Annotated in this window: 20 protein-coding genes; 2 read left to right on the top strand and 18 right to left on the bottom strand. The window is 63.0% G+C overall.

What is annotated here, in order from left to right:
• Nucleotides 1-5 precede the first annotated feature (5 nt).
• Both KFK14_RS13480 and KFK14_RS13485 read right to left on the bottom strand, forming a co-directional pair.
• A complete protein-coding gene (locus KFK14_RS13480) occupies nucleotides 6-428 on the bottom strand; it encodes a nuclear transport factor 2 family protein (protein ID WP_212608031.1) in 423 nt (140 codons plus the stop codon).
• An 81-nt stretch (nucleotides 429-509) separates the two neighbouring features.
• The gene (locus KFK14_RS13485; RefSeq protein ID WP_246524628.1) at nucleotides 510-2,051 is read right to left on the bottom strand and encodes a fatty acid--CoA ligase; all 1,542 of its coding nucleotides are present in this window, start codon (nucleotides 2,049-2,051) and stop codon (nucleotides 510-512) included.
• 192 nt (nucleotides 2,052-2,243) lie between these two features.
• Between KFK14_RS13485 and KFK14_RS13490 the strand changes: the two genes are divergently transcribed.
• Both KFK14_RS13490 and KFK14_RS13495 read left to right on the top strand, forming a co-directional pair.
• Nucleotides 2,244-3,005, top strand: a complete 762-nt coding sequence (locus KFK14_RS13490; RefSeq protein ID WP_070157221.1) for an SDR family NAD(P)-dependent oxidoreductase — start codon at nucleotides 2,244-2,246, stop codon at nucleotides 3,003-3,005.
• Nucleotides 3,006-3,029: 24 nt separating this feature from the next.
• Nucleotides 3,030-3,788: a ThuA domain-containing protein gene (locus tag KFK14_RS13495; protein WP_212608032.1), complete on the top strand. Its 759-nt coding sequence runs from the start codon at nucleotides 3,030-3,032 to the stop codon at nucleotides 3,786-3,788.
• 401 nt (nucleotides 3,789-4,189) lie between these two features.
• Here KFK14_RS13495 and KFK14_RS13500 read toward each other — a convergent pair whose 3' ends face one another.
• From KFK14_RS13500 to rpsB, 16 genes are all read right to left on the bottom strand, one after another.
• Nucleotides 4,190-7,762 carry an error-prone DNA polymerase gene (locus KFK14_RS13500; RefSeq protein WP_212608033.1) on the bottom strand — a complete coding sequence of 1,191 codons (3,573 nt, stop codon included), beginning with the start codon at nucleotides 7,760-7,762 and terminating at the stop codon, nucleotides 4,190-4,192.
• On the bottom strand, nucleotides 7,759-9,192 hold the full coding sequence (locus KFK14_RS13505; protein ID WP_425516687.1) for a Y-family DNA polymerase: 1,434 nt from the start codon (nucleotides 9,190-9,192) through the stop codon (nucleotides 7,759-7,761). The genes KFK14_RS13500 and KFK14_RS13505 overlap by 4 nt, the downstream gene beginning before the upstream one ends.
• 46 nt (nucleotides 9,193-9,238) lie before the next feature.
• A complete protein-coding gene (locus tag KFK14_RS13510) occupies nucleotides 9,239-10,051 on the bottom strand; it encodes an ImuA family protein (protein WP_246524630.1) in 813 nt (270 codons plus the stop codon).
• Nucleotides 10,052-10,268: 217 nt separating this feature from the next.
• On the bottom strand, nucleotides 10,269-10,493 hold the full coding sequence (gene rpmE, locus KFK14_RS13515; RefSeq protein WP_070157079.1) for a 50S ribosomal protein L31: 225 nt from the start codon (nucleotides 10,491-10,493) through the stop codon (nucleotides 10,269-10,271).
• A gap of 113 nt (nucleotides 10,494-10,606) precedes the next feature.
• Nucleotides 10,607-11,092 (bottom strand): 3-hydroxyacyl-ACP dehydratase FabZ, encoded by a 486-nt coding sequence (gene fabZ / locus KFK14_RS13520; protein ID WP_070157056.1) that lies wholly within the window; start codon nucleotides 11,090-11,092, stop codon nucleotides 10,607-10,609.
• Between the two features lie 6 nt (nucleotides 11,093-11,098).
• On the bottom strand, nucleotides 11,099-11,752 hold the full coding sequence (locus KFK14_RS13525) for an OmpH family outer membrane protein (protein ID WP_070157057.1): 654 nt from the start codon (nucleotides 11,750-11,752) through the stop codon (nucleotides 11,099-11,101).
• Entirely contained in the window at nucleotides 11,752-14,436 is a 2,685-nt protein-coding gene (bamA, locus tag KFK14_RS13530) for an outer membrane protein assembly factor BamA (RefSeq protein WP_212608035.1), read from the bottom strand. Before bamA ends, KFK14_RS13525 begins: the two co-directional genes overlap by 1 nt.
• Nucleotides 14,437-14,517: 81 nt before the next feature.
• Nucleotides 14,518-15,651: an RIP metalloprotease RseP gene (gene rseP, locus KFK14_RS13535; RefSeq protein ID WP_212608036.1), complete on the bottom strand. Its 1,134-nt coding sequence runs from the start codon at nucleotides 15,649-15,651 to the stop codon at nucleotides 14,518-14,520.
• Complete coding sequence (locus KFK14_RS13540; protein ID WP_212611150.1) at nucleotides 15,648-16,805, bottom strand: 1-deoxy-D-xylulose-5-phosphate reductoisomerase; 1,158 nt, start codon at nucleotides 16,803-16,805, stop codon at nucleotides 15,648-15,650. Before KFK14_RS13540 ends, rseP begins: the two co-directional genes overlap by 4 nt.
• 2 nt (nucleotides 16,806-16,807) lie before the next feature.
• Nucleotides 16,808-17,584, bottom strand: a complete 777-nt coding sequence (locus KFK14_RS13545; protein WP_070157061.1) for a phosphatidate cytidylyltransferase — start codon at nucleotides 17,582-17,584, stop codon at nucleotides 16,808-16,810.
• A gap of 8 nt (nucleotides 17,585-17,592) precedes the next feature.
• A complete protein-coding gene (gene uppS / locus KFK14_RS13550) occupies nucleotides 17,593-18,333 on the bottom strand; it encodes an undecaprenyl pyrophosphate synthase (RefSeq protein ID WP_212608037.1) in 741 nt (246 codons plus the stop codon).
• Nucleotides 18,334-18,360: 27 nt separating this feature from the next.
• Nucleotides 18,361-18,918, bottom strand: coding sequence for a ribosome recycling factor (gene frr / locus KFK14_RS13555; protein WP_070157063.1), 558 nt, complete (start codon nucleotides 18,916-18,918; stop codon nucleotides 18,361-18,363).
• Nucleotides 18,919-18,920: 2 nt separating this feature from the next.
• On the bottom strand, nucleotides 18,921-19,646 hold the full coding sequence (gene pyrH, locus KFK14_RS13560) for a UMP kinase (protein WP_070157064.1): 726 nt from the start codon (nucleotides 19,644-19,646) through the stop codon (nucleotides 18,921-18,923).
• A 94-nt stretch (nucleotides 19,647-19,740) separates the two neighbouring features.
• Nucleotides 19,741-20,490, bottom strand: coding sequence for an AAA family ATPase (locus KFK14_RS13565; RefSeq protein ID WP_246524631.1), 750 nt, complete (start codon nucleotides 20,488-20,490; stop codon nucleotides 19,741-19,743).
• Nucleotides 20,491-20,620: 130 nt separating this feature from the next.
• A complete protein-coding gene (tsf, locus tag KFK14_RS13570; RefSeq protein ID WP_212608038.1) occupies nucleotides 20,621-21,547 on the bottom strand; it encodes a translation elongation factor Ts in 927 nt (308 codons plus the stop codon).
• A gap of 96 nt (nucleotides 21,548-21,643) precedes the next feature.
• A complete protein-coding gene (rpsB, locus tag KFK14_RS13575; RefSeq protein ID WP_070157066.1) occupies nucleotides 21,644-22,405 on the bottom strand; it encodes a 30S ribosomal protein S2 in 762 nt (253 codons plus the stop codon).
• Nucleotides 22,406-22,586 lie beyond the last annotated feature (181 nt).

A 22,586-nucleotide genomic window follows, 5' to 3' on the forward strand; every position in this document is an offset into this window, starting at 1 on the left:
GTCCCTCAGGTCTGGTGGATGATGGTGAAGGACCGGCTCTGCAGGAACCATTGGCCGTCGCGCTTGACCAGCTTGTCATTATAGCAGGCGCGTGCGCGCTTATCCTTCAGCGTGCCCGGTTCTTCGTAGATTTCGGAGATATAGGCGCGGGCATCGGCGGTATCGCCATGCACATGGATCATGCCGATACCGACCAGGAAACTGAGCTTGGGATAATGCGGCATGGCGTCGCGCCACAGCTTCACCACTGCCTCCTTGCCCTCGACGATGCCGAGTTCGGGATAGTGCGACAGGTCCCAATGGCTGTCCTCCACCCAGAGCGACGCCCATAGTTGCTCGTCCACGCGGTTCACTGCGTCCGCATAGGTTTCCAGCACTTCGCGGATCGCCATGCGGTCCTCCAGCGATCCGGTGAAATTCGCGGTCATGCGCGCTGCTCTCCTTGCATTGCTTCTTTGGATGCAGGCTAGACCGGCCGGAGCAGCGATGGACCTGCCGAAAAGCGCAGGTCAGCGATATTCGTCGCGGAGCAGGCGGCGGAGAATCTTACCGGAGGGATTGCGCGGCAGCGCCTCCCGGAAATCCACGGTCTTTGGGGCCTTGTACGCGGCGATCCGCTCCCGCGCCCAGGCGATGAGCGCGGCAGGTTCCGGCGCCTGTCCCTCGACCGGCACGACGATGGCCTTCACCGCCTCCCCCCATTTGGGGTCGGGCACGCCGATCACGGCGACGTCGCTGACCTGCGGGTGGCTGTAGAGCGCATTTTCGACCTCGGCCGGATAGACATTCTCGCCGCCGGTGATGATCATGTCCTTGATGCGGTCGGCCAGATAGATGTAGCCGTCCGCATCCATATAGCCGGCGTCGCCCGTGCGCAGCCAGCCATCGGCGTCGATCGCCTCCGCCGTCGCCTCCGGTCGGCCATGATAGCCGGTCATGTTGGACGGCGACCGGGTTGCGATCTCGCCCACCGTGCCGCGCTGCAGTTCCGCGCCATCCTCGCCGACGATGCGCATCTCGACACCCGGAAGCGGCACGCCGACACTGCGCATCCGATCATTGCCCTCCGGGTCGTGATCTTCCGGCGGCAGGCCGGTGATTGTGCCCGCCGTTTCCGTCATGCCGTACATCTGCGCGAAACCGCATCCGAACACGGCAATCGCCTGGCGCATCAGGTCCAGCGGGATCGCCGATCCGCCGTAGCATATATATTTGAGGAAGCTGAAATCCGTGCCCGCCGCATCGGGATGATCGCACACGATCCGCATCGCCGTGGGCACCATCATGATCTTGGTGATCCGGTATTTGACCAGCAGGTCGAGCACCTGATGCGGATCGAACTCGCGTACGACGACGCCCTTGCCGCCATGCTGCAGCGACCACATGCCCCATCCCGATCCGCTGATATGGAATACCGGCATGGCGATCAGTGCGACATCGTCCGCGCTCCACCGGTTCCATTCGGGCATGACGTCTGCCGGAGTTTCCTGCCGCAACGCGAGCAGGCTCCGGCTTGTCAGCATCGCGCCCTTGGGATTGCCGGTCGTGCCGGATGTGTAGAGTTGCAGCACCGGCTCGTCATAGCCCGCATCCAGGCGCGGATCATCAGAACCTGCGGCATCGCGCCAATCGGCGAACAAGGGCAGGTTCCCCGAAGGCTCCGTTACCACTATCCGGTATCCGTTCGCTTCATCCAGCCGGTCCAGAAACATGGGATCAGCCACTACGATCTTCGGCGCGCTGTCGCCCAGAACATAGGCGACCTCCGGCGGGGCCAGCCGCCAGTTGACCGGCACCAGCACCGCCCCGGCCTTTGCCGCGCCGAACCAATATTCGAAATAGAGATCGCTATTCTTGCCCAGAAATGCCACCCGGTCGCCCGGCCGCACGCCCGCCCCGATCAGCGCATTGGCCACGCGGCTGGCATGGACGTCGAACTGCGCATAGCTGCTCTCCCTCCCCTCGAAGATCAGGGCGGTTGCGTCAGGCCGCTCGGCCGCATGGCTGCGGATCATTTCTGCAAGAACCGGCTTGCCCATCTTCAGGCCCATCTCTCCATCATGTTCGGCCCATTGCAATAGGCCAGGACGATGCCGTCTGCGCCTATGAATTTCATGGGGTGCCCGCCGGTCGCCACACACTGACGGAAACGCCAGTGCAGATCGCCGCCGCCCACATTAAGGTGCGCCACAACCGCGCCGGGGAACCAACCCCGCCGCCATGATGGCAGAAGGAACGATGCTATGGATCTCGGTCTCAAGGGCAAGAAGGCAATTTTGGTCGGTGCAAGCCACGGCATAGGCCTTGCCACCGCGCACGCCCTCGCCGCGGAAGGCGTCGACATCGCGCTTTGTTCGCGTTCGCAGGGCAGCGTAGACGCCGCCCTCGCCGCTCTGGGCGGCTATGGCGTCAAGCTGACCGGCGCGTCCGTGGACGTCACCGACGCCGCAGCCCACAGCGCCTGGATTGCTGCCGCCGCAGAAGAACTGGGCGGCTGCGACATCTTCATCCCCTTCACCTCCGCCAATACCGGCGTTGATGACGAGGCAGGCTGGCGCACCGTGTTCGACACCGACACGCTGCCGCTGATGCGCGGGGTTCAGGCCGCCCTGCCATATCTGCAGAAATCCGACGCCGGGTCGATCGTCACCATCTCCTCCACCGCCGCCGTCGAGGAATTTATCGGCCCCGGCGCTTACAATGCGCTGAAGGCGGCAACGATCAACTACACCGCCGCCCTTGCCCAGAAATTCGCGCCGGAGGGAATCCGCGTCAATTGCATCACCCCCGGCCCGATCGAGATGGAAGGGCGCGCCTGGGACCAGATCAAGCAGGGCATGCCCGAATTTTACGACGGGATGCTGAAGCAGATCCCGTTCGGCCGCATGGGCACGGGCGAGGAAGTCGCAAAGGCCATCGTTTTCGTGGCTTCGCCTGTTTGCCGCTATATGACGGGGGCCAACCTTGTCATCGATGGCGGCTTCACCAAGCGCGTCCAGTTCTGACCGCCAGTTTGACCGGAGGCCGCGATGACCGACAAGCCCGCACGGATCGACTGCGTACTCGTCGCAGGCGGCCTGTATCATGACATTGATTTCGCGCGGCTTGAGCTGCTCAAGCTGCTGGCCGAAGACCCGCGCGTGCGCGTGCGCGTGTTCGAGGATTATGCGAATATAGACGCGATTACGAAGGCCGATTTCCTTATCACCTATACCTGCGACGTCGTGCCCTCGTTGGAAGCGCAGGAGGCGCTCAGGGAATGGGTGAAGGGCGGCGGGCGCTGGTATGCGCTGCACGGCACCAATTCGGTCCTGCGCCTGTTCGAAAACGGCCTGTACGGCAGCCCGCGCTGGGCACCGCTGTTCATGGAAACGCTGGGCACGCAGTTCATCGCCCACCCGCCGATCGCGCCCTATCCGGTCAGCGTCGCCGATCCCGATCACCCGATAACCAAAGGCATCGGGCCGTTCGAGACGACGGACGAACTCTATCTGGTGGAAAAGCATGGCGACCTGCACGTCCTGCTCGATACGGAATTTGGCGGCGATGCGACCGGCTTTGACGAGCATGAATGGGCGCATGACCGCCACCCGGTGCTCTACATCAAGAAGCAGGAGAAGGGCGCGGTCCTCTACAACACGCTGGGCCATTGCCGCGGCCATTATGACATGCAGCCCTTCCTGGACTGGTGGCCGACGGTGGACCGCTGCGCATGGGACCTGCCGGTCTTTTACGAGTTGCTCCGCCGCGGCATCGCCTGGGCCAAGGAGCCGAAGGCGGGGGCGTAAACGGGCGCTGAAAATCCAACGAAGTTGCGGAAGTTGCGGAAGTTGCGGGTTGCCATTGCATCCCGCAACTTTGCCGTTTGGAGGGCATTGCCAAGGGGTAGCCCGTGACGGCGGGCAACTGATGTGGCGGCGGATAGATGGTCTGGACAACGCGGCATTTTCAGATGCTCCGGCAAGTGCATGCGACAGGACGGCGCTATCATGGGAAGCGAGGCGTCGGACAGCCGCTGGCCTTAGGCTTTGCCTGTCCAGAGGGTGCGTGTTCCTGCGAAAGCAGGAACCCAGTTCCAACGTCTGAACTGGGCTCCTGCTTTCGCAGGAGCACAGCGCGTTAAATCGGCACCGCCATATCTTATCGGGGCTTCACCCAGTCCGGACTGAGTTGGATTTGGTCCCCATCCTCAATGAAAATCCCGCGACTTGGGCAATATCCGCACATTGCGCGGATGGACGCCGGTGCGTGGCTGCTGGGGATGGGCAAAGACATCGGCGCGGCACAGCGGCGGCTGCGCCCGGTGATTTTCGGACAGGCGGTCAAGCTCCTGCGTGCGGTCGATGACGCGCGACGCCATCAGGTGCACGACACCTTCCTTGCTTCGCTGCACCTCTCCCTCCACGACCATCAGCCGCGACGCCATGACGGGGCGGCGCTGCATTTCGAACAGGCGCGCCCATAGCAGGATGTTGGTGATGCCGGTCTCATCCTCCAGCGTGATGAAGATGGCGTTGCCCTTTCCCGGTCTCTGCCGGACCAGCACGATCCCCGCCGTACGGACCCGCGCGCCATTCTTGGCCTCGGACGTCTCCGCGCAACTCAGTACGCCCTCGCCCTGGAACAGGGGGCGCAGAAACTGCATCGGATGCCCTTTGAGCGACAGGCGGGTCATATGATAATCCGTGGCGACATGCTCCGACAGCGGCATGGCGGGCAGCGCGGCGTCGGGTTCCTCCCCCAGCTCCCGCGCATCGGCGGCGGCGAACAGGGGTAGCTGATTGGTCGGCGTCCGCCGCACTTCCCACAGGGCATTGCGGCGGTCATGACCCAGCGACCGGCAGGCGTCGGCGTCGGCAAGCAGGCGCAGCGCACGGGTCGGCAGGCGGGCGCGGCGGGCAAGATCCTCTATGCCCGCGAACCGCCCGGCGGCGCGGGCACCGGCAATGGATTTGGCCCATTCCTCCCGGAAGCCATCAATCTGCCGGAAACCCAGGCGCAGCGCCAGCGGCCCGCCCTCCGCCACGCGCTCTACATCATTGTCCCAGCAACTTGCATTCACATCCGCCCCGCGCACCTCCACCCCATGCTCCCGCGCATCCCGGACAAGCTGCGCCGGGGCATAGAAGCCCATTGGCTGGGAATTGAGCAGCGCACAGGCAAACACCGCCGGATGATGGCATTTGATCCAGGCCGACACATAGACGAGGCGGGCGAAGGACAGGGCGTGGCTTTCAGGGAAGCCGTAACTGCCGAAGCCCTCAATCTGTTTGAAGCAGCGCCGGGCGAAATCCGCTTCGTAACCGCGCGCCGTCATGCCGCCGACCAGTTTCTCCTCAAACTTGTCTATCCCGCCCAGATTGCGGAACGTCGCCATCGCGCGGCGAAGCTGGTTTGCCTCAGATGGCGTAAAACCAGCCGCGACGATAGCGAGTTTCATCGCCTGTTCCTGGAAAAGCGGAACGCCGTAGGTATCCTTCAACAGGTCGCGCAATTCATTCGGATTATGCGGCGCGGCCGGAGAAGGAAATTCAGGCTCCTCCAGCCCAGCGCGGCGGCGGAGATAGGGGTGCACCATATCGCCCTCGATCGGACCCGGCCGGACGATCGCAACCTGCACGGTCAGATCATAGAGGTTTCTGGGCCTTAGGCGCGGCAGCATGTTGATCTGCGCGCGGCTTTCCACCTGAAAGACACCGATACTGTCGCCCTTGCACAGCATGTCGTAAACGGCTTCATCCCCGGAGTTCAAATCCACCGTCAGATCATGGTCGCCCAGACCGTTGGCGCGCATCAGGTCATAGGCCTTGCGTATGCAGGTCAGCATTCCCAACGCCAGCACATCGACCTTCATCAGGCCAAGCGCATCGATGTCGTCCTTGTCCCATTCAATGAAGCTGCGATCCTTCATCGCGCCATTGTGGATGGGCACGGTTTCATCGAGACGATCCTGCGTCAGCACGAAGCCGCCCACATGTTGCGAGAGATGCCGCGGGAAAGGCCCATCCAGTAACTTGTCGACGAGCGATTTCAGGCGGGCAATTTCAGGATTATTCAGGTCGAACCCGGCCTCCGTGATCCGCTTGTCCTCCATATCCCCGGACCAACTGCCCCAGACCGTGCTGGCCATGCGCGCCGGGATATCCTCGCTCAGACCCAGCGCCTTGGCGACCTGCCTTACGGCGCTGCGAGACCGGTAGTGAATGACGGTTGCCGTGATGCCCGCACGATGGCGGCCATAGCGCTGATAGACATATTGCATCACCTCCTCGCGCCGCTCATGTTCGAAATCGACGTCGATGTCGGGAGGCTCCCGCCGTTCATCGGACACGAAGCGGGAAAACAACAAATCATGCTTCAGGGGATCGACCGAGGTGACGCCCAGCAGGAAACAGACGATGGAGTTGGCGGCCGACCCCCGCCCTTGACATAATATCGGCGGTTTGCGGGAACGCGCGAATGTGACGAGATCGTGGACGGTCAGGAAATAATAGGCGTAATTCTGCTTTCGGATGAGCTTGAGTTCCTGGCCGATAAGGGCGCGAACTTTTGGCGGCAGTGTGCGGCCATAACGCCGCTTCGCCGCGCGCCTGACCAAATCCTCCAGCCAGTCGTCGGGCGTCCAGCCATCAGGCACCGGCTCATGCGGATATTCATAGCTGAGATGCTGCAAGTCGAAGCTGATCCGCCGGGCGAAGCGAACGGTCTCCGCAACAGCCTCCGGGCAAGCGCGAAAAAGATGCGCCATATCGGCTGGAGATTTCAGATGCCGTTCGCCATTGGCTTCCAGCCTGCGCCCGGCATCGGCGATGGTGCTGCCGAGACGGATGCAGCTCAGTATATCATGCAGTGGCCGGTCGTCCGAAGTGGCGTAAAGCGCATCATTGGTTGCTATCAATGGCGTCCCGGCTTTCCGCGCAAGAGCACGCAATGTTTCCAGGCGCCGTGAATCGCGGCCTCCATAGCTGTTGCTCACGCCAAGCCAGACACGGCCGGGCGCGCGGGCCGAAAGACGCGACAGGGCATCATATAATGTCGCGGGCGCAGGATCTTCGACCAGGCGGATATGGCTGATTGTCTCTCGCGCCTGTGGCTCATCTTCGAACTGATAATCCGGAGCGCTCCCATGCGCGTCCTCCGGTTCCATCAGCGTGGAGACCGGCATCACGATCAACAACAGGTCATCAAGATAATCGAGAAGATCGGCAAAGCGCAGGATGCAGTCTCCCTTCACCGCCCGCATATTGCCCGCGGTCAGCAAACGGGTCAGCCGGCCCCAGCCAAGGCGCGTCATGGGATAGGCGATGATGTCCGGCGCGCCATCGGAAAATACCAGCCGCGCCCCCGTCAGGAGACGAAGGGCAGGGATGCAGGCAGCCTTCTCGGCATCTGTCAGTTCGGCGTCGGGGCCATTAATTGCCTGCTTGTCAGCCAGGAACGCGGCCTCCGCCTTTTCCCCCGCTTCCTTTAGGGCGGTCCATGCCCGCACCACGCCCGCCACGCTGTTGCGATCGGCAATACCGAGGGCAGTAAGGCCAAGCTCCATTGCGCGATGCACCATGTCCGATGGACGCGAAGCGCCCCGTAGGAAGCTGTAACTGGTCGCCGCCACCAACTCAGCGAAAGGCGGCGCTTCGGACGGTGGCAACGGGTGATCGGGCAATTCGCCCTTTTTCTGCGCGCGTTGCCGTTCCAACATTTCCTGCGCGCGCCTGTCGGTCGATTTTGGCAACGCCGGATCAGGGGATCGCCGCCCCTTCATGCAAATAGGCCATGCAAATACCAGAGAGGCTGGGGCGTCGCATCGCCATAGAGACCGTTGCGGAAAATCCAGAAGCGGCGGCCGCGCGCATCCTCCACCCGGAAATAGTCGCGGGTGCGCCGTGCTTCCGCCTCCCGTGGCGTGGTGTCGCGCCACCATTCAGGCGCGACCCTCTCCGGCCCCTCATATCGGGCAATCTGATGTAGGCTACGCCGCCATCGAAATTGCACCGGTGGTCCCTCCGGTATGCCCGCCATCACATCGATCCGTTGGGGCGGGTCGAAAAGATGGACGGGGCGCAGGGGCGGTTCGCCCGCTTCCGGCGCATCCCATGCGGCTGGCGCGCGCGCCTCCACCGCCGGGAGCGCGAGCTGCGCCTGTTCCGGGATATGCGTGTCGCAGGGGGCAAGGCGCAGGATGCGGTGGCGGCCCGCCCTGGTGCTGAGCGCATCCACCAGACCGGAAACCGTCCCCTCGCCCCCTTCCCTGCTGCGTTCCTCGCCCCCCTCCAACGCAAGCTGCGTCGGGCCAAGCGGTTCTGCGGCAGGGACGGCCAGCCGCACCAGATCGAACCCGAAACCAGGATCGATGGGATCGGACAGGCTGTCGATCCTCTCCCGGAACAGGCGCATCACCGCCTTGGGATCGCGCACCGGCAGGCTGGTCTCGACCCGCAGGGGAAAGGCCATGCCGTCGCTGCGGAAGAAAGTGGCGGCAAAACGGCGCCCACCCTGCCCCCGCTCGGCAAGCCGCCCGGCCGCTTCCCCCGCCAGTTCCTCCAGAACCGCAAGGGCATAGGCCGTGCGGGCGACCGGTTCGGGAAAGCGCCGCTCCAGGGCGATGGCCGGGGGCACATGGCGCGGGTCAAGCGGCCGGGCGGCCTCCCCCAGCAGGCGATGGAGCGCATCCACCGCCTCCGCCCCGAAGCGGGCCGCAAGCGCCGCGCTGGGCCGTGACGCCACATCCCCCACGGTCTTGAGGCCCGCCCGGCGCAGGGCCAGTTCGCTCTCATCCTCCAGCCGCAGGGCAGCGACCGGCAGGCGGCGGAGCGCGGACGCCTCGTCAGGCGCTGGCGCGGCGGGGAAGCGGGCAAGCGCATGCGCCGCCTCTGGCGTAGACCCCAGCGCATGACGCACGCGCATGCCGAAATGCGAAAGCCGCTCCAGGGCGTCATCGGCCAGTTCCTGCTCACCGCCGAACAGGTGCGCGCAACCAGTGATGTCGAGCGCCAGCCCATGCGGCGGGTCCAGGGCGGCCATCGGCGTATAGCGCCGCGCCCCGTCGCATAGCCGCTCCAGCCAGTCCTGATCGGCATAGGGATCACAATCGAACACGCGCAGTTCCGGAATGCGTGCGCGTGCGTCGGCAAGCGTCATGCCGGGGGAAATGCCAAGCGCCAGCGCATCGGCATCCACGGCCGACAGCCGCATCGCGCCCCGCACCTTTTCGACCGTGGCGGTTGGCAGGCCGCCCTGTTCAGCCGGTGGCGACCACCGTGCGGGTTCCGCTATCCGCAGCCGGTCCAGCGGCAGAAAGGGGAACCACAGCGCCAGAAAACGGCGGTTCGATGAAGCATCTTTGGTCACGATTCCACTCCAGCCGCCAGGCAAGGCCATCCGGCCCGGCGCGGCGGCGCAACAAGGCTATGTCGAAACTGCTGTGCCCCGGCGCATTGGCGGCCAGCGGGGCGGAGGGCGCGGCGGCGATGCGCCATCGCGTTTCTGCGGCGCTGGGCGACGGCTCGGCATCCAGCCGCAGAAGCAGGGCGGTCGTTCCCGCGCTTTCCGCCGCCAGGGTCAGGCGGCGGCTTGCCGTCAGGTCCAGAACCCCGGGATTTCCCCAGCATTCGATCACCACTGCGCACAGGACCGGGCACCGCAGCGCATCCGCCGCCGCCCGCAGCACCGTCGCATCGTCGGGCATCACGGCCAGCAGCATGTCGGCCGGGTCGATGCCCAGATCCGCAAGGCCGCGTCCATAGGGCATGCCCAACCGCCGCATCGCATCATCGGTCCGCAGCCAGAGAAAGCATCCTTTCCGCCGCCCTTCCGCCGGCGCATCATCGGCAAGCAGGGTCAGCAGAAGGGCGAAGGCGCTGGCGCTGCCCGCATCCTCCGGCTCGGCCCCGAACAGCTCATGCAAGCGGCCGCGCGCGAAGCCGCCGCCAATCGCCTTGTCCACCCCGGCATGGCCAGTGGCGAAACTGCCGCTGACGCGCCTGTTCCGCCCATCGCCGAGCCGTTCGATGCGCCGCCGGAGCGCCGCCAGGGTGGAGGACGAATCATGCACAATATATGTTCCCTATTTGTTCTATTCTGGACTTTCTTCCTTTCCTGTCAAGCGTGCGGCCTCTCATCTGCGGACAGGGCCAGTTACCCTGTTTAAACGCACCGTGCTCCTGCGAAAGTTCAGACGACGGTGGGACTGGGCTCCTGCTTTCGCAGGAGCACGCCGCAAACAAAAAAGGCGCCCGAAGGCGCCTTTCCCATTGTACCGGAAAACCGGATTACTTCTTCAGCGTCAGGCCGCCGAAACGCTTGTTGAAGCGCGCAACCTGGCCGCCCTGGTCAAGCTGACGCGTGCCGCCGGTCCAGGCCGGGTGCGACAGCGGATCGATGTCGAGCGCCAGCGTGTCGCCTTCCTTGCCCCAGGTGGTGCGGGTGCGGAAGGTGCTGCCATCGGTCATCTGAACCGTGACGAAGTGGTAATCGGGATGCGTATCGGCCTTCATGTTATGCTCCATAAATGGCCGGTTCCGACCGGCGCTGGATGCTGGAAATCTGTGCGAGCGGCGCGGTTAGCGGGTTTGCCGCGAAAATGCAAGCGGCCTGCCGCCGCCAACGCTCAGTCCTTGGGCGGGTCGGCGACCATGGCGACGCACTGCGCCTCCGCAGCCAGCTTGCCATTGACCATCGCCTTGCCGGAGAATTTGCAGACGGCGCCGCGTATCTGGGTGATTTCGATATGGAAATCGACCAGGCAGCCCGGCTCGATCGGCGCACGGAACTTCGCGCCCTCAATCCCCATGAAATAGACCAGCTTGCCCGATCCGCGCAGCCCAAGCGATTCGACCGCCAATATGCCCGCGGCCTGCGCGATCGCCTCGATAATCAGCACGCCGGGCATGATCGGCCGCCCAGGGAAATGACCCTGGAAAAAAGCCTCGTTGATCGATACCGCCTTTACCGCATGGATCGAGGTGTTGGGCACCATCGACACCACACGGTCGATCAGCAGCATCGGGTAACGGTGCGGCAGCGCCGCCATGACCCCCCGGATATCCAGGGGGCCAAGGTCGGCCGGAACGGCCGCGTCAGAACCGTCGGTCATCGGTTATCAGCGCGACTGGGGCTGCTGGCCGGGATTGGCGGGCGCGGCCTGCTGACCGGCCTGGCCCTGCTGCCCCGGCTGCCAACCGGCGGGCGGCGTGATGCTGACATTGGGCACCAGCGCATTGATCTCGGTCACGACGGCCGCCGTGATGTCGACGGTCGGCTGATAGGACACGGTCGCATCCGGCGCGAGCACCAGATCAACCTTCGCCTTCGTCATCGCAGTCTTGAGCGCATCGGACAGCTTGGCGCTGATCTGCTCCTCGACATATGCGTTGGCGAGTGCGATCGGCTGGCCCAGACGCTGCAATTCGGTCTGCGCATTCTGCTGGCTCTGCTGGAACTGCTCATACTGGGTCTGGAGCGCGGGGGTGGACTTGCCGCCCGCGGCCTTGACGCCAGCCTGCAGCGCTTCGCCCTTGGTCTTGAGGTCGGCATCAATGGCCGCCTTGCGCGTGTTGAAGGCGTCGATCTGCGCCTTGTACGTCGTCTGCATCTGCGTGCGGGCGGTGGTGTAGGCGGCGCTGGTGCCGACTGCGCGCTGCAGGTCGACGACGGCGATGCCCTGCTTCGACTGGGCAAGGGCGGGAGCAGCCGTCAGGGCGACTGCGGCGACGGGCGCAAGGCCAAGGGCCGCGGCTTTGAAAATGGTCTTCATCAGAATTGGGTTCCTACGTTGAAAGTAATAAGCTTGTTGTCGTCCCCTGGTTCCTTGAGCAGCGCCTTGGCGATGTCGATGCGGAACGGGCCGAAAGGCGAATTCCAGTTCACACCGAAACCAACGGAAAGGCGCGGCTTGAGCGTATCGCCCAAATATTCTTCCTCAAATCCGGTGCCGCTTACATGCGTGCCAGATGCGCAAATGGGATTGGAAGCCGTACCTGTAGCGCGCACGGTCGACGTTGTATTATCGGCAGCCGTAATCGAACAATAGCCGGGGAAATTGACCGTTGCAGGGTCTTTCAGACCTGCCACCGCACCAGCATCAACAAAAATAGACGGCCGCAGTCCCATCTCCCTAGCACCGGCGCCTAGCGGAATTTCCAGTTCAGCATGCGCCAAGTAATAGATCTTGCCGCCCAGAGCATCATCCGACCTGTTATTATTGCTTGCTGAGCGAACGCCGGTGATGACGCCATTATCTGTGACACTGTCGAAATAATAGCGCTTCACGCGCGGGCCGATGCCGCGAATGTCGAAACCGCGCATTTGCGGTTCGCCCAGGAAAAAGCGATCGGTCAGGCGGATCTTGTCGACCTCGGTCACGCCATCGGAGCTGAAGCGCTTGCCTTCCAGCGAATGGATGTAGCCGCCCTCGCCGCTGACCGAGAAAATGAAATTGCCCATCACGCGCCAATATTTCGCGGCGTTCAGGCGCGTGCGCACATAACGCACACTGCCGCCCAGACCGGCGAAATCCTGGCTGAGCGAGATGTTATGACCGCGCGACGGGCGGATGCGGTTGTCGCGATTGTCGAAGATCAGCGAATAGCCGATGGACGATGTCGTGCGCTTGCCGATGGCGTCGCAAAGATAGCGGCCCGCAAGGATGGGGTCGCACTCCAGGATGCCGTCGCCATTGGTGTCCGAATAATAATTGTTCCGGTTCAGCGTCACATCGTCGAGATTGAGGCTGTAGCGCAGCGCCAGCGACATATATTCCGTGATCGGCACGCCAGCGCGGATCTGGAAACCGGTCGTGGTCTGCTCATAGGTCGTGTTGCGGTCGTTATTCGCAAGATAGTTGAAGCTGTTCAGGTCGCGGCGATAAATGTCCCCGCCCAGCGCGATATTCTTGTCGAACAGGTAAGGCTCGGTGAAACCGACCTCCACCGACTTGGAATAGCTGGAATAATTGACGCTGGTGCGCAGTTCCTGGCCCTTGCCGCGGAAATTGCGCTGAGTGACGGACGCCGAGACGATGAAGCGCTCAAGGCTGGAGAAACCGGCCGATAGCGACAGTTCACCCGTCGATTTTTCCTCGACATTGGTTTCCAGGATGATGCGGTCCGGCGTGGAGCCGGGCTTCTGCTGGATATCCAGCTTGTCCTGGAAGAAACCGAGCGAGTTGATGCGGTCCTTCGAACGCTTGACCATGAAGCTGTTGAAGGCGTCGCCTTCGTTCAATCGGAACTCGCGGCGGACGACCTTGTCCTGCGTCAGCGTGTTGCCGTTGATGTCGACCCGTTCGACATAGACGCGCGGCGCATTCGCGATCTTGAAGTTGATGCCCATGGTCAGGCTGTCTTTGTCGCGCTGGAAGTCTGGCTGGACGTCCGCGAAGGCATAGCCGAACAGACCGGCGGTCTCGTTCAACTGGTCGACCGTATCCTCGACCTGCTTGGCGTTGTACCAGTTGCCCTTCTTCATCGGCAGCAATTTGGTCAGGCTGTCGCCGGACAGGTCGCGAATGTCGCTTTCGACCCTCACATCGCCGAATTTGTAGCGATCGCCTTCCTCTACCACATAGGTAATGATGAAGTCCTGCTTGTCCGGGGTCAGCTCCGCCACGGCGGAGATGACGCGGAAATCGGCATAGCCGTTGGTCAGGTAGAATTGCCGCAGCTTCTGCTGGTCATAGGCCAGGCGATCCGGATCATAGGACGTGCCGGAGGAGAAGATGCGGTACCAGCGCGCCGCCTTCGTCGCCATCTCGCCGCGCAGTTCGCCATCGGAGAATTTCTCGTTACCGATGATGTTGATCTGGCGGACCTTGGACTTGGGCCCTTCGGAAATCTCAAACACGATGTCGACGCGGTTCTGGTCGAGCTGCACCATCTTCGGCTCGACGGTCGCGGCGAAGCGGCCCTGCCGGCGATAGAGTTCGATGATGCGGGCAACGTCGGCGCGGACCTTCGACCGGGTATAGATCTGGCGCGGGGAAAGCTTGATCTCCGGCCGGATCTTGTCTTCCTTCAACCGCTTGTTGCCCTCAAGCACGATGCGGTTGATGACCGGGTTTTCCTTGACCTGGATTACAATGTCGCCGGTCTCTGCGCCGCTGATCTGCACATCGGCGAACAATTCGGTCTCGTAGAGTTCGCGCAGCGCCTGATCGAGCGATTCCCGCGTATAGGCCTGGCCCTGGCGCAGCTTGGTGTAGGACAGGACCGTATCCGGCTCCAGACGCTGCTGGCCGGAAACCGAAAGCGTCCGGATCGTTGTCGCAGGCACGGAAGCGGCGGGCACGGAGGGAGCAGGCGACGGCGCCGACTGAGCCGCGGCTTGGGTAACGCCCAGCCCCGAAAGGACGGTGCCAGCCAACAGCGCGGCGATCACCGGCCTGTGGATGTTGCTGCGCTTGATCGCTGTCACCCGTTTTTCATCCTCAATTTTAACCATTAATGCGGCCTAGATCAGCCGATATCCCCACGCCGCCGACACTGGAACACCATATCAGCGAGCCTCCCTGCCCGAAGCCGCCTATCCGATCAAGCCGGACAGGCTTTTCCACAGTCCGAAAGACGATAAGTCGTTGAGAGTCACCAGAACCATTACAGTCAGCAGAACCGCCAGGCCGGAGCGGTAAGCCCATTCCTGCACCTGTGGACTGACCGGCCGCCTCTGAACCGCCTCGATCGCGTAGAACAGCAGGTGCCCGCCATCCAGCATCGGGATTGGCAAGAGGTTGATGAACCCCAAGTTAATCGAGATGAGCGCCATGAAGAAGATGAAGTCCTCAATGCCCCTGTCCGCCTGTTCGCCGGAAAGCTGGGCCATTTTCAGCGGTCCGCCAAGCTCGTCGAGCGGACGGCGGCCAGTGACCATCTGCCCCATCGTTTCCACCATCATGCGGACGATGGATACGGTGCGATCCACTGCGACGCCGGGCGCCTCCAGAAGCGAAACATTCCGCTGAACCGGCGCTGCGCTGCGGATGCCCAATTGCCCGAACCGGTAATGGTTGCCGAAGCGATCCTTCTCCTCCCGGACGCCGATCGTGATCGGCAGGATGATCGTCCGGCCGCCGCGATCCAGGGCAAAGCTCGACAGCTCGCCAGGACGGTGGAAAACCGATTGGGTGAGCTGGTCGAACCGGTCGATGCGGCGCCCGTCGATCGCCACGATGCGGTCGCCCGCGCGAATGCCCGCCTTTTCCGCCGCGCTGCCGGCCATGACCTTGCTTGCCACGGCGGGGGTGACATTTTCCCCATAGGCAAGGGCAAAGCCGGCCATGATGACAAGGGCGAACAGGAAGTTGATCGCCGGACCCGCAAAAACAATCGCCGCACGCTGCCACACCGGCTTGCCGGGAAAGCTCTGCGCGCGCTCGGCGGCGGGCAGCTCCAGCCATTTGGGATCGGCCTGACTTGCGACGCTCATGTCGCCCTTAAACTTCACATAGCCGCCCAAAGGCAGCAGACCGAGGCGCCAGCGCGCGCCGCGACTGTCCACCCATGCAGCGATTTCCTTGCCGAAGCCGATGGAAAAGGTCTCCGCCTTCACCCCGCACCAGCGGCCGACGATATAATGTCCAAACTCGTGCACGAACACGAGCGGGCCGATGACCGCGATGAAGGCGAGTACGGTCACGATAAAGCCGGGCGTTTCGATCAAACCTGCACTCTTTCCAAAATGCGCCCGGCGGCCGCTCTGGCTGACCGGTCTGCTTCCAATATATCCTCAATCCGGCGCGGCGCCGGCGCGCTATACGCCGTCAGGGTTTCCTCCACAATCATGGCGATTTCAAGGAAGCCGATCCGCTCGGCGAGAAAAGCCGCCACCGCGACTTCATTGGCTGCATTGAGCACCGCCGGATAGGCTCCGCCAGCCTCCGCCGCCTGCCGGGCGAGGCGCAGCGCAGGGAAACGGGCTTCGTCCGGCGCCTCAAAATCCAGTCGTCCGATCGCCGCCAGATCCAGGGGCGCGCATGGCGTCGCAATCCGTTCCGGCCAGGCCAGCGCATGCGCGATGGGGATGCGCATGTCCGGGCTGCCAAGCTGCGCCAGCGTGGAGCAATCGCGAAACTCGACCATCGAATGAATGACCGATTGCGGATGGACCAATATCTCGATGCGATCGAGACCCACCGGGAAAAGATGCGCGGCCTCAATAAATTCAAGGCCCTTGTTCATCATCGTGGCGCTGTCGACGCTGATCTTCGCGCCCATGGACCAGTTGGGGTGCTTGACCGCCTGCGCCGGCGTCACGGCCCGCATGGCCTCCTGCGACAAAGTGCGGAAAGGACCGCCGCTGGCGGTCAGCGTTATCTTGCGCACCTCCGCCAGCCTGCCCCCGGCAAGGCACTGGAATATCGCATTATGCTCACTGTCCACCGGCAGCAGGGTTGCGCCGGATGCGTGCGCGGCCTCCATCATCAGGCTGCCTGCGGAAACAAGCGACTCCTTGTTGGCGAGGGCAATGGTGCGTCCGCCCTCAAGCGCAGCCAAAGTCGGCTCCAGGCCAGCACAGCCAACGATGGCGGCCATCGTCCAGTCAACATCCCTGCGTGCCGCCTCGACCAACGCGGCCGGCCCTGCCGCGACCTCTATATCCGTACCGGACAGGGCATCGCGCAGGTCGGTATAAAGGGCCTCATCTCCGATCACCGCCAGCTTTGCGTCATGCTGGCGGGCAGCAGCGGCAAGCGCCGCCACATCGCGGTGCGCGGTCAGCGCAACGACCTGATATCCGTCGCGATCCCGGCCGATCAAATCGAGTGTCGATGTGCCGACCGATCCGGTGGCGCCGAATATCGAGACGCGCCGCATAGTCACAGCAGCCCCGGAATGGCGACCAACAGCGCCGCAAGCGGTGCAGAGGTGGCGACGCCGTCCAGCCGGTCCAGCACGCCGCCATGGCCCGGCAGAAGCGTTCCGCTGTCCTTGACCCCGGCCCGGCGCTTCAACCAGCTTTCAAACAGATCGCCGCCCTGCGCAGCCACGGCGAGTATGCCGCTCGCGGCCGCAAGCCGCACCGGCAGCCCGGCCGATATATGGAGCAGAAAACCGAACAGGAGCGCGCAGGCCACGCCGCCGCCAAGCCCGGCCCATGTCTTGCTGGGGCTGACCGAAGGCGCCAGCTTGGGACCGCCGATCGACCTGCCCGCGAAATAGGCCCCGATATCCGTCGCCCAGACAAGGCCAAGCGCCCAGAACGCCAGCAGCAACCCGTTCATATTCGGTAGCTGTTCCCTGAGAAACAGCAGGGCCAGCACGGGCAGCGAAATATACAAAATTCCAGCGGCGGTCATCAACGACCGCGCCGCCACCAGGGCGAACAGGAAGCCGCCAAGAGCAAGGCCCACCGCCAGAAACGAAGGGCCGGCCGCCCAAGGCGACATGATCGCCAGGGGAACGCAGACAGCGAACATGGACATGCGCTTCCCATGCGCGGACGCGCGCGTAAGGTCCGCCCATTCGGCCTGCATCAGGACGCCGGCGATCGACAGCAATATCCAGAAGACCACGCCGCCAGACAGCAGCGAACCGATCGCCACGCATATCAGCGCAATGCCTACCGTCGCACGGGTTTGAAGCTCATTGGCCACAAATAATCTCAAAGGCCGCCGAAGCGCCGCTCACGTTCTTTGAAGACCGACAGCGCAGCCGCAAGCGCCTCGCCATCGAAGTCCGGCCAGAGCATGTCGGTGAAATAAAGCTCGGCATAAGCCGCCTGCCAAAGCATGAAATTGCTCAGCCGCTGTTCACCGGACGTGCGGATAAGCAGATCCAGTGGAGGAAGCCCGGCGGTATACAGGCAATTGCTGATATCCTCCGCGCCGATATCGCCCGGCGCGATTTCTCCCGCAGCCGCCTTTGCCGCCAATGTCTGCGCCACCCGGACCATCTCGTCCTGGGACCCGTAATTCAGGGCGACCGCAAGAATGGACCCGCTGTTGCCCGCGGTCCTGTCCACCGCATTGTCGATCAGCTTGACCAGTGCGGGATCAAAGGCGCGATAATTGCCGATGATTTTCAGGCGGACGTCATTGGCGTCGAACTCGTCGATATCGGCCTGGATGAAATGGCTGAGCAATCCCATGAGGTCGGAAACCTCGGAGGCCGGCCGCTTCCAGTTTTCCGACGAGAAGGCATAGAGGGTAAGGCATTCCAGCCCCATCTCCCGCGCGGCGCGCGACGTGCGGCGCACCGCCTCCACCCCGGCCTTATGACCGGCGAGGCGCGGCATCAGGCGTTTCTTCGCCCAACGGCCGTTCCCGTCCATGATGATCGCGACATGCCGCGCGCCATGATTCACGGCGGGGAGAGGAATATCGCGCTTTGCCTTTGTTGCCACGGAAAACCCTATGCGCCGATTCGGCCGCTATTGGCCAAGGATTTCTTTCTCCTTGGCCTGGGCGGCGGCATCGATGTCGACGATGGTGGCGTCCGTCATCTTCTGGACCTCCGTCTCCAGGCGCTTGCGCTCGTCCTCGCTGATCTCGCCCTTCTTCTCGTCCACCTTCAGGCTGTCCATGCCGTCACGGCGCACGTTACGCACGGCAATCCGCGCGCCTTCGGCATATTTGCTGGCTAGCTTGGCCAGTTCCTTGCGGCGTTCCTCGGTCAGATCGGGGATCGGCAGGCGCAGCGTCGTGCCGTCGGTCACGGGGTTAAGGCCGAGACCAGCGGAGCGGATCGCCTTTTCGACCGGCGTCACATTGCTGCGGTCCCAAACCTGCACGGACAGCATGCGCGCTTCCGGCGCGGATACGGTCGCGACCTGGTTGAGCGGCATATGCGCGCCATAGACCTCCACCGTGATGGGATCGAGCAGGGCGACATTGGCCCGGCCGGTGCGCAGACCAGAAAGATCGCCCTTCAGCGATTCGACCGCGCCCGCCATACGGCGCTCCAGACCGGCCTTGTCATACTGCGCCATGTTCAGCTCTCCTGATTCTGTACGACCGTCGCCACGCCATCCCCCGCCAATACCTTGGCCAGATTATTGGTCTCGCGGATGTTGAAAACGACGATGGGAATATGGTTTTCGCGGCAAAGGGCGATGGCGCTGGCGTCCATCACCTTCAGATTGTCATTGAGGACCTTGTCAAAAGACACTGTTTCATAACGGGTGGCGGTCGCGACCTTCTTGGGGTCCGCATCATAGACGCCATCGACGCTGGTGCCCTTGAACAGCGCATCGCAATTCATTTCCGCCGCGCGCAGCGCCGCCGTCGTGTCTGTCGTGAAGAAAGGATTGCCGGTGCCCGCCGCGAAAATGACGATCCGGCCCTTCTCCATATGCCGCATCGCGCGGCGGCGGATATAGGGTTCACAGACCGACGCCATCGGAATGGCGGACTGAACGCGCGTGTCGCAACCGATCCGCTCCAGCGCATTCTGCACAGCCAGAGCGTTCATGACCGTAGCCAGCATGCCCATATAGTCGGCGCTGGTCCGGTCGAAGCCCTTGGCGGCCCCGGCCAATCCACGGAAAATATTGCCGCCGCCGACCACAACGCACAGCTCGAAGCCCGCATCCTTGGCCGCCGCAATCTCCCCCGCAACCCGGTCCACCGTTTCCGGGTCGATGCCGAACTGCCCCTGCCCCATCAGCACTTCGCCGGACAGTTTCAAAAGGATGCGTTTGAAGGTTGGCCGAGTCATGGGCGGTTCGAGAATCCCGAAAATGCTTGAAAAGTCGGCGGACCTTAGTCGGGAGCGGCGGAGATGCCAAGTGGCCTTCGGCGTGAGATTCCGGCTATTCGATCATCGCTTCCACGGTCTCGTGGGGATATAGGATAAATTCTCGATAAAGCCGGAAATGCGCCGTATCTTCTAGGGAGACAGGTCGCATGCCGAACTGCTCCATCTGCCACAGGTCGGCATCGGGAAGCGCCATCAGGATTGGCGAATGGGTCGCCATGATTACCTGCGCATTGCCTGCATATTGTATTCGGCGCAGAAGTTTAAGGAATTCGAATTGCTTCTGCGGCGAGAGAGCCGCTTCGGGTTCATCGAGGATATAGATGCCCTGGCGCGACAATCTGTCCTCGAAGAAATCTAAGAAGCCTTCTCCATGCGATGCTGACAGATAATCCATTCCCCCTGCGCCATCGAGATAGCGAGCAACCGAAAAGAAAGTCTCTGCTCGAAAGAACCAGCCTTGCTTGACCTGAGGGAGCCAAGCGCCACGAAGGCGGGCACCCAGCGCTCCACCCGAAGAGGATGACGGCTCTACAGCCTGCATGCCCTGTGCGCCGCCCGCATCGCTGAAACCCGCCAAATGTGCGATCGCCTCCAGTAATGTGGATTTTCCAGTGCCGTTTTCACCCACCAAAATGGTAACAGGCTTATCAAATTGCAGATCGAGACCACTGCGGACCAGTGGCAGGGAAAAGGGATAGGATGTCCAATCCGGCGCATCATCCCCTTGGCTCTCGGGCAGCCATATCCTTTTCAGAAATGGCGGCGGTAGAGAGGTCGTGCGCTGTCTGGATTCCATGGTCATCAGACTATCCCCTTGCGTCTCATCCGCAAGATGATGGGCCAGCTTGTTTGATCCGGTTTGAATGCATGAAAAAAGGGACGCTCGTTCGAGCGCCCCTTTCGACTTCAAAAATCAATTTCCAGTTGCGCGCTTAGATGCCTGCAGCCGCCGCGACTTCCGCAGCGAAGTCGCTGACTTCCTTCTCGATGCCTTCGCCCAGCTGGAAGCGGACATAGCTCTTAAGCGTGATCGACTTGCCGGCTTCCTTTGCCGCCTTGGCGACGACGTCGGCGACCGGGGTCTTGTTGTCCATCACGAACAACTGGCTGAGGAGAGCGTTCTCTTTGGCGTATTTCGCGACCGCGCCGTCGACCATCTTGGCGACGATCTCAGCAGGCTTACCGGATTCGGCGGCCTTCTCGGCGGCGATGCCGCGCTCGCGCTCCAGCAGGGCCGGATCGATATCGGCGGACGAGAGCGCCAGCGGGAAGGCGGCAGCGATGTGCATCGCAATCTGCTTGCCCAGCGGCTCCAGCACGTCTGCGGGCGCATCGCCCTCAAGCGCGACCAGCACGCCGATCTTGCCGAGGCCCGGCGCGGCGGCGTTGTGGACATAAGGAACGACAACGCCCTGACCGACCGACACATGCGCAACGCGGCGCAGCGTCTGGTTCTCGCCGATGGTGGCGATGTTGGCGACCAGCTTCTCCGAAACGGTGCCGCCCGACGGATAGGTTTCCGAAGCCAGCGCATCCGCATCGGCAGCCCCCTTGTCGAGCGCGATCTGCGCGACGGTGCGGACGAAATCCTGGAACTGGTCGTTCTTGGCGACGAAGTCGGTCTCGCTGTTCACTTCGACAGCGACGCCCTTGGTGCCAGCGACGGAAACGCCGACCAGACCCTCGGCCGCGGTGCGGCTCGACTTCTTCTGCGCAGCGGCAAGGCCCTTGGCGCGCAGCCAGTCGGTCGCCGCCTCGATGTCGCCGCCGGACTCGGTCAGCGCCTTCTTGCAATCCATCATGCCAGCGCCCGAACGGTCGCGCAGTTCCTTGACGGCGGCGGCGGTAATCTCAGCCATCTTTAATTCCTTTGTCAGTATTTCAAATGTGCGGGAGGGCGCGTCCCTGTAAAGAGCGCGCCCTACCCGGTCAGCTTTGCAGTTTTGCGAAAGCGATCAGGCTTCAGCGGCGACGGCCTCTTCGGCCGCCGGCTCGTCCAGCGCGCCGATGTCAACGCCCGACGCCTGCTGAGCGCCACGGTTGCCCTTGGTCGCGGCGGCCGCAATGGCGTCGCAATAGAGGCGGATGGCGCGGCTGGCGTCATCGTTCGCCGGAACCGGGAAAGCGATGCCGTCAGGCGACACGTTCGAATCGAGGATCGCCACGACCGGGATGCCCAGGGTGTTGGCTTCCTTGATCGCCAGTTCTTCCTTGTTGGCGTCGATCACGAACATCACGTCCGGGATGCCGCCCATGTCGCGGATGCCGCCGAGCGACAGCTCAAGCTTCTCGCGCTCACGGGTCATCTGGAGCACTTCCTTCTTGGTGAGGCCGTGGGTATCGCCCGACAGCTTCTCCTCAAGGGTCTTCAGACGCTTGATCGAACCGGAAATCGTCTTCCAGTTGGTGAGCATGCCGCCCAGCCAGCGATGGTTGACGAAATGCTGGCCCGAACGGCGGGCGGCCTCTGCGATCGGGTCCTGCGCCTGGCGCTTGGTGCCGACGAACAGCACCTTGCCGCCCGAAGCGACGCTGGCCGACACGAAGTCGAGGGCGCGCGCGAACAGCGGAACGGTCTGCGAGAGATCGAGGATGTGGATGCCGTTGCGGTCGCCGAAGATGTACGGCTTCATGCGCGGGTTCCAGCGGTGGGTCTGGTGGCCGAAATGCGCGCCGGCTTCAATCAATTGCTGCATGGTGACGACAGGTGCCGCCATAGTCATTCTCCTTACCGGTTGAGCCTCTGGGAATCAGTAACCGAAAGCCCTTGCGAGGCGGCCGGCACCGGGATGTGCGATTCCCATGTGGGTTAGGTGCGCGCCCTTACCCGTCCAAAAACGCATTTGCAAGGGTTGACAGGCGGAATAGAATAGAACATATCATGAACATACGGAACAA

The sequence above is a fragment of the Sphingobium phenoxybenzoativorans genome (assembly GCF_018286635.1).
GTDB lineage: Bacteria > Pseudomonadota > Alphaproteobacteria > Sphingomonadales > Sphingomonadaceae > Sphingobium > Sphingobium phenoxybenzoativorans.